Genomic DNA, 13187 nt, shown 5'->3' on the forward strand with positions numbered 1-13187 from the left:
CAGCGGTGGCGATCGGAGCCAAGACGGTGCAGCAGGTGCCGGCCAAGACCCGGCCGGACAGTTCCGGGCCACCGCGGGGGCGGCAGGCGATCCCGGTCGGCAAGCTGGAGCGGGACCTGGCGCGGGCCATCGAGGGCGAGGTGCGCTTCGACCCGGGCTCGCGGGCGATGTACGCCCATGACGCGTCGAACTTCCGGCAGGTGCCGATCGGCGTGGTGGTGCCGCGGACGCTGGAGGACGTGGTGGCCACGCACAAGGTGTGTCACCGCTACGGCGCGCCCGTCGTGAACCGGGGCGGCGGCACCAGCCTGTCCGGTGAGACGGTCAACTACGCGGTGGCGATCGACCATTCCAAGTACCTGACCGCGGTCGGCTCGGTGGACCCGCAGGCCCGCCTGGTCACCTGCCAGAACGGCATCGTCAACGAGCAGCTCAACGTGGTGACCGGACAGCACAACCTGATCTTCGGGCCGGACCCGTCGTCGCACTCGCGGTGCACCATCGGCGGCAACATCGGCAACAACTCGTGCGGCATCCACTCCGTGCAGTCCCAGCTGTACGGACCCGGGCCGCGTACCTCCGACAACGTGCACGCCCTCGAGGTGGTCACCTACGACGGGCAGCGGTTCTGGGTCGGGGTCAACGAGGAGGACCAGCTCGACGACATCATCGCCGCCGGCGGCCGCAAGGGTGAGATCTACGCGAAGCTGCGCGACCTACGCGACCGATACGCCGACGAGATCCGCGCCGGCTACCCGTCGGTGGACGCGATGCCCCGCTGGGTCTCCGGATACAACCTCGCCGAGCTGCTGCCGGAGAACGGGTTCAACGTCGCCCGAGCGGTCACCGGCACCGAGGGCACCTGCGTGACGGTGCTGCAGGCGACGCTCATGCTCACCCCGGCCATGCTGCAACGCGCCACCGTGGTAATCGCCTACCTCGACCTGCCCGACGCCGCCGAACACACCCAGGAAATCCTGGACCGGTGGCGGCCGATCGGGCTGGAGGCGATCGACCGCGTCCTCATCGAGGACCAGCAGGCGCTGCAGATGAACCTGAGCGACCTCACCGAGCTGCCGTGGCGGAAGCATGCCGGCGCCTGGCTGCTCGTGCAGTTCGGCGCCGACGAGGCCGATCAGGTAGTCGACACCGCCCGGCGGTTCACCGACTGGGCGACCGAGACGAAGGGGTACGGCCAGGATCGGGTACGCCGGCTGCTAAGTGCGCAGGATGGCGGCCAGAGCGAAACGGTGTGGACGATCCGGGAAGGCGGGCTCGGTTCGACCGCGTTCCCGCACAGCCTCGACCACTGGCCCGGCTGGGAAGACTCGGCCGTGCCACCCAACCGGGCCGGCGACTACGTGCGTGACCTGCGGGCGCTACTGAACAAGCACGGGCTACGCGGCGCCCTCTACGGCCACTTCGGACAGGGCTGCCTGCACGGCCGGTTCAGCTTCGACCTGCGCAGCGCCACCGGCATCGCCAACTACCGGGCATTCCTGGAGTCCGCGGCCGACCTGGCCGCCTCCTACGGCGGCTCCATCTCCGGCGAGCACGGCGACGGCCAGCAGCGCGCCGAACTACTGGGCAAGCAGTACAGCCCGGCGCTGATGCAGGCGATGCGCGAGTTCAAGCTGATCTGGGACCCGGACGCCAAGATGAACCCGGGCAAGGTCGTCGACGCCTACCGCTTCGACGAGGACCTCAACCTCGGCACCGACTACAACCCCGCCCGGCCGAGCACCGTCTTCGCCTACGCCGAGGACGGCAACGACTTCGCCCACGCCACCCTGCGCTGCGTCGGCGTCGGCAAGTGCCGCGAACCGGTCGCGAAGGACACCATCTGCCCCAGCTTCCAGGCCACCCACGAGGAGAAATACACCACCCGCGGCCGGGCCCGACTGCTGTTCGAAATGCTCCGCGGCGACGTGATCACCGACGGCTGGCAGTCCCGCGAGGTCGCCGACGGGCTGGACCTCTGCCTGGCCTGCAAGGGCTGCACCAAGGACTGCCCCGTCAACGTGGACATCCCCACCTACAAGGCGGAGTTCCGCTACCACCACTACAAGTCGCTGCGACGCTGGCGGCCACGCTACGCGTATTCGTTCGGCTTGATCGACCAGTTCGCCCGGCTGGCGGCGGCCGTGCCGGAGCTGGTCAACCTCGCCACGCAGACCCCCGGCCTGGCCCACCTGGTACGCGCGGTCGGCGGCATCGACCAGAACCGGCCGTTGCCCCGCTTCGCCCCGATGACGCTGCAGCAGTGGTTCAAGCGGCGCGGCGGCACCCGCAACCCGAACGGCCGGCCGGTGGTGCTGTTCCCGGACACCTTCAACAACCACCTGCACACCGACGTCGGCGTCGCCTGCGTGGAGGCGATCGAGGCTGCCGGCTGGCAGGTCATCATGCCGCAAGGACACATCTGCTGCGGCCGGCCGCTCTACGATTACGGCTTCCTCGACCTCGCCCGCCGGTACCTGCACAACGTCCTGGACATGCTGCGCGAACACATCCGGGCCGGCACTCCCGTGGTCGGCATGGAACCCAGCTGCCTGGCCGTCTTCAAGGACGAACTCACCAAGATCCTTCCGCACGACGACGACGCGGCCCGACTGCACGCCAACGCGTACCACTTCGCCGACTTCTTCCGAACCTTCGACATCGCGCCGCCGCCGCTGCACCGGCAGGCGTTGCTGTGGGGCCACTGCCACCACCGGGCCACCGGCGGGGTCGATCCCGAACTCGAACTGCTCAAGCAGATGGGCGCCACCGTTGACAACGTGGCGGGCGGCTGCTGTGGGCTCGCCGGCTCCTGGGGATTCGAGAAAGGCAAGTGGCAGATCTCGCTGGACTGCGGTGAGCAGAAGCTCCTGCCAGCGGTACGCGCGGCAGAGCCGGAGAAGCTCATCGTGGCCAACGGCTTCTCCTGTAAGACACAGATCGCCGACGCCGGCACCGGCCGCCGAGGGCTGCACATCGGGCAGGTCCTGACGATGGCCCGCCAGCACGGCCCCGACGGTTACCGGGACGGACGCCCGGAGGACGGCGTGCCGCGCCCGCCGCAGCCGCCACTGCACCGACGCGTTGCCCGGGTCGGCGCCGTCCTGCTCGCCGCCGCCCTTGCTGGCGGCGCTTCAGCGGCCGCCGCCCACCTGCTACGGCGCAGCGCGTAACCGGCCCCTGCCGTGCCCTGCACTCCGGCCACATCGCCGACTACGTGGCATGGCTGATCTTCGGGGCCGCGATCCTCGCCGCGCTGATCGGGCTGCCGGTCCTCGCCTGACGACGCCGGAACCGGGTTCGAGAGCTCCGGATCTGGCCTACTGCGCTGCCTCCGCGCGCTCGCGCTGCGGCAGCACGGTGTACTTGGGATCGGCCGCGGAAGCGGTGCCGGCATGGAAGTAGCCGAACTTGGTCAGCGCGGATTCGGCGGCGAGCGCCAGTCCGCCGGCCACGTCCAGTGCCCGGCTGTGGCGCATCGCCGACGCCGCGAGCAGAGCCGTCCCGGCACGGGCACACCAGCGGGAGGCGCGCAGCAGCCGGCCCGGTCGCCCGCCGGTCAGCGGTTCGGCCACCATCCCGAGCCGGCGGTGGATGGCCCGGTCGAACACCTGCGCCGCGACGGACCCGACGATGCCGGCCAGCCGGGCCGGCGCCGCTTCGCGCGCCGGGGTGGTGGCCGTCACCAGGCCACCAGCGGCGGCGAGGGCGCTCGCCCCGAACAGGTACGGCAACTCCCGGTGCGACTCGTGCCAGACCGGGACGGCCGTGTTGGCGATCAGGGCGCCGGTGTAGGTGGTAATCGCGGGGGCGACGGCCGTGGCGGCCAACCCGCTGGGGCGGGCCAGGAGCCCGACGAGGTCCGCCGCGCGGCGTGGCAACGCGGCCGACATCTCGCCGAGCGCCGCGACCGCCACGAGCGGGCTGAAACCGCCGAGCAGCCAGGTGCCGATCGACATCGGCGAGGTCGGCTTGACGACGCGCAGCATGTGCACGGCACGCTCCGGCCGACCGAGGTCACGGGTCAGCACGCTGAGCGACAGCCCGGTCGCGCTGGCGGAGATGAGCCGGGCGGCGCGGCGCATGCCCGGGCGGCCGGTGAGGTCGGCGCCGGCGGCCAGCAGGGCCGCGCCGCCGGCGACGCCGCCGAGAAAGAGGTATCCGGCGATGTTGTGCGCCTTCCAGACCGGCGGTTTGATGACCGCTCGGCCGTAGTACGACCGGAACTCCGCCGGTGGCACGACCTCACCGCCGCGGCTCGGTCGTCGGCCGCCCCGAGACCCGATCAGGGCCTCGCGGCCCGGTGCGACGTGGTGGAGGCCGTCCCGGCGCACCTCGCTGCCGGTTTCCTGCGCGGCGCTCACCGACGGGCTCCCGCGAACGCGGCGAGCGCGGTCGCCGCCACCGCCACGGCCGCGAACAGCGTGTGCCGCCACATGGCCGGCAGGTCGCGGGTGGTCACGACCGGGTCAGGTGGGAAGCCGTACACCTCCGGCTTGTCGAGCAGCAGGAAGAACGCGCCCGTCCCGCCGACGCCGTCGTCGGGGTCGGCCCCGTACAGCCGGGCGTCGGCCACTCCGGCGTCGTGCAGCCGCGCGACCCGGTGGGCGGCACGCTCGCGTAGCTCGTCCAGAGGGCCGTACTGGATGGACTCGGTGGGGCACGCCTTCGCGCACGCCGGCTCTTGCCCGTCGCTCATCCGGTCGTAGCAGAGCGTGCACTTCCACACGCGGCCGTCGTCCTTGCGCTGGTCGATCACCCCGTACGGGCAGGCGGGCACGCAGTAGCCGCAGCCGTTGCAGATGTCCTCCTGCACCACGACGGTGCCGAACTCGGTGCGGAACAGGCTGCCCGTGGGGCACACGTCCAGGCAGGCGGCGTGTGTGCAGTGTTTGCACACGTCACTGGCCATCAGCCAGCGCAACTCGGTGCGGCCGTCCGCGCTGACCGGCTGCCGTGGTTTTCCGTCCGTGTTCGGTTCCAGCTGGATGGCGCCGGTCTCCGTGCCGAGACGGGCCCCGTGCTCCTCGCCCAAGCCGGCTGCCACCATCAGTGCGTTGGGCGCGCTCGCGGACGGGCCGGTCGGCATAAGGGCGACGGCGTTGTTCTGCCGGCCGAGCGGGCGGTCCTGCTCGATGAACGCGACGTGTCGCCAGGTGTCGGCGCCGAGCATGCCGGTGTTGTCGTAGGACATGCCGAGCAGGGAGAAGCCGTCGTCCGGGATCAGGTTCCACTCCTTGCAGGCGACCTCGCACGCCTTGCAGCCGATGCACACGGACGTGTCGGTGAAGAATCCCATCCGCCGCGGCGGCTGCGGATAGCCGGAGTCGGGCGCGGGATCCTTTGTACCCTCCAGCAGCTTTTCGGTCATGCTGGCTCCCCGTGCCTTTCCGTGGTGCGGTGCGCGGTGCCGGTCGCGGCGACAAGCCCCGCTTGCTGCTGGTACTCCGCGATCAGGCGCCGCCGGTCCGGGCCGCGGGGACGGCGGCCGGGCCGAATGTCGCAGGTGAGCGCCTTGACCTCCTGGATGTGCACGTCCGGGTCGAGGGACATGTGGGTGAGGTCGTTGGCGGAGTCGCCGGTGGTGATGCCGTTGCGGCCCCAGTGGTAGGGCAGCCCGACCTGATGGACGATCCGGTCGTGCACCCGCACCGGCACCATCCGATCGGTGACCAGCACCCGCGCCTCGATGGCGCTGCGGGCCGTCACGATCGTCGCCCAGCCGAGGTGGTCCAGCCCGACCGCGGCGGCCAACTCCGGTGACACCTCGCAGAACATCTCCGGTTGCAGTTCGGACAGGTACGGCAGCCACCGGCTCATCCCCCCGGCCGTGTGGTGCTCGGTGAGTCGGTAGGTGGTCAGCACGTACGGGAAGACCTGGCTGCCCCGGTCGTCGCCGCTGGGCTGGTAGGGGTCGACGTCCCGCCGCCGGCTCAGCTGGCGGGCCGGGTTCTGCTGCTGGCCGTAGAGCAGGTTCGGCACCGGGGACTCCTGCGGCTCGTAATGTGTCGGCAGCGGCCCGTCGGACAACCCGGCCGGCACGTACAGCCAGCCCTTCCCGTCGGCCTGCATGATGAAGGGGTCGACGCCGGACAGGGCGTCCTGCCGCTTCGCGCCCTCAGGCGGCCGGTAGTCCGGCGGTTTGGTCGGCTGGAAGTCCGGGACGTCGTGGCCGGTCCACTTCTTCTTCTCCGCGTCCCACCACACGTACGCCTTGCGCTCGCTCCACGGCCTGCCCTGTGGGTCGGCGGAGGCGCGGTTGTAGAGCAGGCGGCGGTTCGCCGGCCAGGCCCAGCCCCACTCGTGAGCCACCCAGTTCTGCTCGGTGTGCGGTTTACGCCGCGCGGTCTGGTTCACCCCGCCGGCATAGGAGCCGCAGTAGATCCAGCACCCGCAGGCGGTCGAGCCGTCGTCGGTGAGTTCCTCGTACGTCGACAGGCAGGAACCGTCCCCCCGCCGGCCGTTGATCTCCTGCAACACCTCCTCCGCGCTCGGCTCCGAATTCGGGCCGGAGGTGGAGTAGTGCCAGTTCAGGTCGAGGATCGGGCGGTCCCGCTCGTTCGTCGAGCCGGCCAGCTTCGCCCGGATCCGCCGGCCCAGGTGGTACCAGAACCACAGGTCGCTTCGCGCGTCGCCGGGCGGCTCCACCGCCTTCTGGTGCCACTGCAGCATCCGCTGGGTGTTGGTGAAACTGCCGTCCTTCTCCGTGTGCGCGGCCGCGGGCAGGAAGAACACCTCCGTGGCGATCTCCTCGGTCCGCAGCTCGCCGGACTCGATCTCCGGGCCGTCCTTCCACCAGGTGGCGCTCTCGATCAGGGCGAAGTCCCGGACCACGAGCCAGTCAAGGTTGGCCATGCCAAGGCGTTGCGCCCGTGCGTTGGCCGAGCCGACGGCCGGGTTCTGCCCGTTGAGAAAGTAGCCCTTGCAGGTGCCGTCCAGTTGCGCCTGCACCGTTTGGTAGGTGCTGTGATCGCCGGTGATGCGGGGCAGGTAGTCGAAGCAGAAGTCGTTGTCGGCGGTCGCCGCATCTCCCCAGTACGCCTTGAGCAGGCTGACCGCGTAGGCGCGCATGTTGCCCCAGTAGCCGGTCTCGGCGGAGTCGTCGGCGACGTACTCGTCCAGACTGCCGTGGGAGTCCGGGTGCGGCATCGGCAGGTAGCCCGGCAGCAGGTTGTAGAGCGTGGGGATGTCCGTGCTGCCCTGGATGCTGGCGTGACCGCGCAGGGCGAGGATCCCCCCGCCGGGCCGCCCGATGTTGCCCAGCAGCAGTTGCAGCACCGAGGCGGCCCGGATGTACTGCACCCCGACGGTGTGCTGCGTCCACCCCACCGCGTACGCCCACGCGGTCGTGCGATTCCGGTTGGAGTTCTCGGTGACCGCGCGGGCCAGTTGCCCGAAGAGCGCCTCGGGAATACCGCAGATCCTCGCCACCATCTCCGGCGTGTAGCGGCGGTAATGCCGCTTCAACAACTGGAAGACGCACCGCGGGTGCTCGAGGGTCTCGTCCCGGCGTAGCTTGTGCAGGTCCTCCAGCGCGGCGCCGTGGCTGCCGTGCTCGTGGCCCCGCTCGGTCGCGTGCCGCTGGTACGCCCGCTGCTCAACGGCCTCCCGCGCCTGCTTCGCGCCCTGCTGCCGCTTGCCGGCGGCGCTCGCCACGCGGACGCCTTCGTACTGCCAGCTGTCGCTGGAGTAGCTGGAGGTGTCGTCGCGCCAGCCGGAGAAGAGCCCGTCGAGGTCCTCGGTGTCCTTGAACTCCTCGTTGATGATGGTCGCCGCGTTGGTGTAGTTGACCACGTACTCGCGGAATTCGAGGCCGTTGCTGAGCACGTAGTTGATCAGGCCCCCGAGCAGCGCGATGTCGGTGCCGGCCCGGATCGGCACGTGCAGGTCGGCCAGCGCCCCGGTCCGGGTCAGCCGCGGGTCGATGTGAATGAGCGTGGCACCCCGCGCCTTCGCCTCCATGACCCACTGGAAGCCCACCGGATGGCACTCGGCCATGTTCGAGCCCTGCAGGACGATGCAGTCAGAGTTCTGCAGATCCTGCTGGAACGTGGTCGCGCCGCCGCGACCGAACGATGTTCCCAGACCGGGGACCGTGGAGGAGTGTCAAATGCGCGCCTGATTCTCGATCTGCACCGCTCCCAACGCGGTGCCAAGCTTCTTGATCAGGTAGTTCTCCTCGTTGTCCAGCGTCGCACCGCCGAGCGCCGCGATGCCCATCGTCCGGCGCAGCCGCCGGCCCTGCTCGTCCCGATCGGCCCAGGTCTGCGCGCGGGTAGCGATGACCCGGTCGGCGATCATGTCCAGCGCCCTGTCGAGGTCGAGGTCCTCCCAGTCCGTCCCGTGGGGCCGGCGGTAACGCACCCGCGTCTCCCGAAGCGGGTTGGTGACGAGCTGCTTGGTCGCGGCGCCCTTCGGACACAGCCGGCCACGGCTCACCGGCGATGCCGGATCCCCCTCGATCTGGACGACCTGCTCGCCCTTGACGTAGACCAACTGCCCACAGCCCACCGCACAGTACGGGCAGACGCTGCCCACGACCCGATCCGCTGTCATGGTCCGTGGTTTGAGCTGATCGGTCCGTGATGACCGGGCCGCCGCACCCCGCGCGAGCCGGTCTCCTGCGGCGACCATCGACCGGACCTGCCGGAACACGGGCCAGGGCAGGAACGTCTCTCGAATTCCCATGGCACCCCCGGCCGGTCGCGCTTACCTACCCTGTCTACCTCCACGTGGCCCGCTGGCGTGGGAGTTTCACCATCGGCGACGAACGGGCCGAGGTCTGGCACCCCTACCCGCCCGACCTGCGGCCCGAGAGGCCATCATCTGCCCGGCCCGCAGCTGGCGGGGCCGGATGGGCCGCGCGCCGTCGGGGTACACGATGGAGTTGCGGGCTCCTGGAGGTCCTTCATCCCGCTGGTGCCCGCGCAACGATCGACAGCCGACCCTGCTGCTCCAGCACCGCGAAGTCGATCCCACCCGGGTCGGTCACCCCGTGCCCACGCAGCAACGCGTCGAGATCAGCACGGGTCAGGCCCGCGCCACGCAGCTCGTCGTCCAGAACCTGACCGCGCGCCACCAGGAGCCGGGGCGGATGGTCGACCAGACGACGACCCACCCGAGTGAACCGAACCCGAGTGACCAGGGCATGGACGAGGAGCACCGCGAGCAACGTGACCAGGCCGGCCAGATAGCTGGCGTCCGACGCGCTGGGCAACCTGCCGACAATCGCGCCCACCGCGACGGCCGCGACGAAGTCGTACGGGGACACCTCGCCCACAGTGCGACGACCGCTGATCCGGAAGCCGACCACAGCGGTTACGTACAGCAGCACCGCCTTGACCCCGACCCACACCAACTCGGGCGGATGCCCCACCAGCTCCTTCACGGCCGCCCACCCGGCCTGACATGCTCATCCGCCGTCGGCGACCCGGACTCGGCCGGATCCGACGGTTGCGGCCCCTGATCGCCGCCGCGCCGCCGGCGCTCGAGCAAGAGGCTCACCAGCAACGATGCGGCAGCGGCGGCGCGACTCCAGCGACGCAGGGCGGTGCGCATCCGGCCGGGCGGCGGGGGCGGTGGCGGGCCGGGCACCACGATCCGGTCCACGCCCGGGTAGGCCAGTCCGGCGGTCTCGACCGCCTCCTCCTCCGATGTGACGGCCCGGTTGTTGGTGAGGGTCAGCTGTCCGGCCTCGTTGCGGTAGCGCCACCGCCACAGCTCGCCCTCGGGCCACAGCTCGATCCGTTCCCCGGGGCGGTGGAGGGTGGGGGCCTCGGGTTCGTCCTCGCCGACCGGGTGCCGGGGTCCGGGGCGGGTCGCCTGGCGCAGGTCGGCTCGGGTGAGTCCGCCGAGGGAGGCGGCCTCGCTGCGGCGCAGCGCCCGCGCGATGAGGAACGCGAGGATGCCGGCAAGGATTGGCAGGACGAGCACCAGGACCCGGAACAGCGCCAACAGGTCGTAGAGCGGCACCCGGAGCAGCCGGGCGAGGATGTCGTCGCCGGCGGCCACCACGAGGGCCACGTAGAAGGTCAGTGCGCCCACGCCGATGCCGAGCCGGACCGGGTGGTTTCGGGGCCGGTCGAGCAGTTGGTGCGGCTGGTGGTCGCCCGTGCGCCATCGTTCGATGAACGGCCACAGGTAGAGGGCGGCGAAGGACAGCCCGCCGAGCACGACGCCGGGGAAGAACGGGGCCGGTACCAGGTATCCGGCGATGCGGAACTCCCACGCCGGGAACAGGCGCAGTGCCCCATCGCCCCAGGCGATGTACCAGTCGGGCTGCGCCGGCGAGGTGGACTCGGCCGGCGCGAAGGGACCGTAGAGCCAGACCGGGTTGATCTGGACCAGCCCGCCGAGGGCGAACAGCACCGCTAGTACCCAGGCGAAGAGGGCGAGCGTGCGCAGGGTGTAGCCGGGCCAGAGTCGGGAGCCGACCACGTTGTGCTCGGTCCGGCCAGGGCCCGGGAACTGACTGTGCTTCTGCCGCACCAGGATGCCCAGATGCAGCGAGACGAGGGCGACGAGGACGGCCGGGACGAGCAGCACGTGGGTGATGAACATCCGCGGGATCATGTCGTCGGAGGGGAACTCGCCGCCGAGGGCCAGGGTGACCAGCCAGGTCCCGATCACGGGGATGGACTCCACGACCGAGGTGAGGATCCGCAGGCCCAGCCCGGAGAGGAGGTCGTCGGGCATGGAGTAGCCGGTGAAGCCGTTGGCCAGGGCGAGGGCGAGCATGGTCACGCCGATCAGCCAGTTGATCTCGCGCGGCTTGCGGAAGGCTCCAGTGAAGAAGATCCGGGACAGGTGTAGGACAATCGCCGCGACGAAGGCCAGCGCGGCCCAGTGGTGGGTCTGTCGGATCAGCAGGCCGGCCCGGACGTCCCAGCTCAGCCGCACCGTCGAGGCGTACGCGGCGGAGGTGGTCGTACCGTCCAGCGGGGCGTAGGAGCCGTGGTAGACCCGGTCGGCGGAGCTGGCGTCGAAGAACAAGGTCAGGTAGACGCCGGTGAGGATCAGCGTGATGAACGAGTAGAGCGCGATCTCGCCGAGCATGAACGACCAGTGGTCGGGGAAGATCTTCGCCAGCGCCCGGCGGGTGATCGGGGAGAGCCGGAGCCGGTCGTCCAGCGCGCGGGCCAGCGGACGCATGATCATCGTCGGCTCCAGAATCCGGCGCCGGGCGGCGCGGTGAAGTCGCCGGTGGCCCGCAGGAAGCCGTCCGGGCCGACCTCGATCGGCAGCCCTGGCAGCGGACGCGCCGCAGGGCCGGCGATCGGCCGGGCGCCGGCCAGCAGGTCGAACGACGACTGGTGACAGGGGCAGAGCACCCGGGCGGCGCCCTTGAGGTAGAGCCGTACCGGGCAGCCGGCGTGGGTGCAGAGCAGCGACCACACGACCAGGCCGCCCAGGTGCCCGCCGGCGGGCTGGCGGATGAAGCGCTCCGGGTTGAGGCGGACCGCGAACGCGGGCGCGTCCCCGACGTCGATGCTGCCCTCGGGGAAGACCGCGACCATCGTGTCGGCGGGCACGCCGTCCGGGCGCAACGGCCGTCCCTGGTCGTCGACCAGCCGGACACCCGGCCCCCACGGGGTGTTCTTCAGCGACCGCGCCGGGCGTTGCCGGTCCCAGGGAAGGAGAGAACGCAGCGGGAACAGCGCGGCGACGCCGAGGGCGGTCAGCGCGAACCCGAGGGCCCCGAGCAGCCCCCACCGACGCGTCGGGCTCTCCGGCGCGCGGAACACCGCCGCGGTCATCGCCTGCTCGGCCGGCGGCGGGGTGAAGCCCTCGTGCTCCTCGACGTAGCCGCCGGTCGGTACCAGCCGCCGCGACCAGACCGCGAGCCCCACCGCCAGACCGGCGAAGGCGACCGCCAGGCACACGCCCTCCCACTGGGTGCCGCCATTCAGCCCGTACGTCACCGCGAAGCCGACCGCCCCGGCGGCGCTCACCAGGAACGCGCCCGCGATCCGGCGGCTCGCCACCCGCTCGGCCTTCGACGGAGTTCGGCGACTCATTCCCCCGCCCTCCGGCCCAGCCACCGCACGGCGCCCACCAGCAGCCCTAGCACCACTACCCAACCGACCAGTCCCTCGGCCAGCGGGCCAAGCCGGGCGAGCGATCCGCCGCCCCGGTCCAGTCGTTCGCTGCGCAACTGCCGCACGTAGCTGGTCAGGTCGTCCACCTGCCGATCGGTGAGCACCTGGCTCGGGAAGGCCGGCATCAGCCCGGGTCCGACCCGGACCGCTTCGGCAACCTGAACGGCCGTGGAGTCATACAGCGGTGGCGCGGTCCAGCCGTTGGTCAGTACCGCGCCCGAGCCGGCCGCCCCGTGGCAGGGTGCGCAGTTGGCGGCGAACAGGTCCCGGCCCGACACGACGTCGCCGGGCCTCACCTGCGGGATCTGCGGGCCACCGCCGAAGCTGGCCACGTGGCCGACCAGCGCGGAGATCTCCTCGGCGGAGAAGACCGGCGGCCGGCGCCCGGCCTGCTGCGTCTCGTGCGACAGGGGCATCCGGCCGGTGGAGAGCTGGAAGTCCACCGAGGCGGGGCCGACGTCGATCAGGGATGGGCCCTGCTGCGATCCCTGTCCCTGCGGCCCGTGGCAACTCGCGCACTGCTCCAGGTAGAGCTGCGTGCCACGGTTGGCGGTGGGGGTGCTGGCGGACGGGGTCGGGGCGGGTGTCGGGGCGGGTGCGGGTGCGAGCGCCACCGGCCCGACGGCCAGCGCCAGGACGGACCCGACCGCGAGGGCCCGGCGGGGGTGCGGGGTGGGCAGCGTCAGGGCTCGTGGTCGCCGCATCGGTCAGTCCAGTGTGTAGAGGTACGCGGCGATGTCCTGCGCGTCGATCGCGCTGACGCCCAGCTTGGGCATGGCGGTGCCCGGTTCGACGGCCTGCGGGTCGGTGATCCACCGTTGCAGGTTGTCGGCGTTGTTGGGCAGCTCACCGGCGATGTAGGAGCGGGCGCCGAAACGGGTCAGCGGCGGGCCGACCAGCCCATCAGCCCGGTCGATGCCGGGGACGGTGTGGCACGAACCGCAACCGTACTGCGCGATGAGCATCGCGCCCCGGTCCGGCCGGCCGGCGCGGGACTCGGGCGGTGGTGGTGGCGGCGCCGAAGAGCAGCCGGCCACGGCGACGACCGGCAGCGCCGCCAGCACGACTGCCAGCATCCAACGACAACCA

8 protein-coding genes and 1 pseudogene are annotated in these 13187 nt (G+C 71.3%); 1 reads left to right on the forward strand and 8 read right to left on the reverse strand.

Features of this window, described 5'->3' with window-relative positions; translation table 11 throughout:
* The first annotated feature begins 5 nt into the window (after positions 1-5).
* Positions 6-3173 (forward strand): FAD-binding and (Fe-S)-binding domain-containing protein, encoded by a 3168-nt coding sequence (locus tag BLW47_RS18245; protein WP_175543697.1) that lies wholly within the window; start codon positions 6-8, stop codon positions 3171-3173.
* Positions 3174-3320: 147 nt separating this feature from the next.
* Here the strand turns inward: BLW47_RS18245 and nrfD are convergent, their stop codons facing one another.
* The 8 genes and pseudogenes from nrfD to BLW47_RS18290 form a co-directional block, all read right to left on the reverse strand.
* A complete protein-coding gene (gene nrfD, locus BLW47_RS18250; protein WP_091559019.1) occupies positions 3321-4364 on the reverse strand; it encodes an NrfD/PsrC family molybdoenzyme membrane anchor subunit in 1044 nt (347 codons plus the stop codon).
* Positions 4361-5371 carry a 4Fe-4S dicluster domain-containing protein gene (locus tag BLW47_RS18255; RefSeq protein ID WP_091559023.1) on the reverse strand — a complete coding sequence of 337 codons (1011 nt, stop codon included), beginning with the start codon at positions 5369-5371 and terminating at the stop codon, positions 4361-4363. Before BLW47_RS18255 ends, nrfD begins: the two co-directional genes overlap by 4 nt.
* Before the next feature lie 8 nt (positions 5372-5379).
* Positions 5380-8688 (reverse strand): annotated as a pseudogene (fdh, locus tag BLW47_RS18260) (formate dehydrogenase); the annotation flags it as partial.
* Positions 8689-8908: 220 nt separating this feature from the next.
* On the reverse strand, positions 8909-9388 hold the full coding sequence (locus BLW47_RS18270) for a YetF domain-containing protein (RefSeq protein WP_091559036.1): 480 nt from the start codon (positions 9386-9388) through the stop codon (positions 8909-8911).
* Entirely contained in the window at positions 9385-11157 is a 1773-nt protein-coding gene (gene qcrB / locus BLW47_RS18275) for a cytochrome bc1 complex cytochrome b subunit (RefSeq protein WP_091559039.1), read from the reverse strand. Before qcrB ends, BLW47_RS18270 begins: the two co-directional genes overlap by 4 nt.
* Positions 11154-12017, reverse strand: a complete 864-nt coding sequence (locus BLW47_RS18280; protein WP_091559043.1) for a ubiquinol-cytochrome c reductase iron-sulfur subunit — start codon at positions 12015-12017, stop codon at positions 11154-11156. The genes qcrB and BLW47_RS18280 overlap by 4 nt, the downstream gene beginning before the upstream one ends.
* The gene (qcrC, locus tag BLW47_RS18285; protein WP_091559047.1) at positions 12014-12802 is read right to left on the reverse strand and encodes a cytochrome bc1 complex diheme cytochrome c subunit; all 789 of its coding nucleotides are present in this window, start codon (positions 12800-12802) and stop codon (positions 12014-12016) included. Before qcrC ends, BLW47_RS18280 begins: the two co-directional genes overlap by 4 nt.
* Before the next feature lie 3 nt (positions 12803-12805).
* Positions 12806-13174, reverse strand: coding sequence for a c-type cytochrome (locus BLW47_RS18290; protein WP_091559050.1), 369 nt, complete (start codon positions 13172-13174; stop codon positions 12806-12808).
* Positions 13175-13187 lie beyond the last annotated feature (13 nt).

This window comes from Micromonospora pattaloongensis (genome assembly GCF_900107255.1).
Lineage (GTDB): Bacteria > Actinomycetota > Actinomycetes > Mycobacteriales > Micromonosporaceae > Micromonospora_I > Micromonospora_I pattaloongensis.

Excerpts from the sequence above, each read along its gene's own strand:
- qcrC (WP_091559047.1), bottom strand. The coding sequence starts at position 12,802 with ATGCGGCGACCACGAGCCCTGACGCTGCCCACCCCGCACCCCCGCCGG.
- BLW47_RS18280 (WP_091559043.1), bottom strand. The coding sequence starts at position 12,017 with ATGAGTCGCCGAACTCCGTCGAAGGCCGAGCGGGTGGCGAGCCGCCGG.
- BLW47_RS18255 (WP_091559023.1), bottom strand. The coding sequence starts at position 5,371 with ATGACCGAAAAGCTGCTGGAGGGTACAAAGGATCCCGCGCCCGACTCC.
- qcrB (WP_091559039.1), bottom strand. The coding sequence starts at position 11,157 with ATGATCATGCGTCCGCTGGCCCGCGCGCTGGACGACCGGCTCCGGCTC.
- BLW47_RS18290 (WP_091559050.1), bottom strand. The coding sequence starts at position 13,174 with ATGCTGGCAGTCGTGCTGGCGGCGCTGCCGGTCGTCGCCGTGGCCGGC.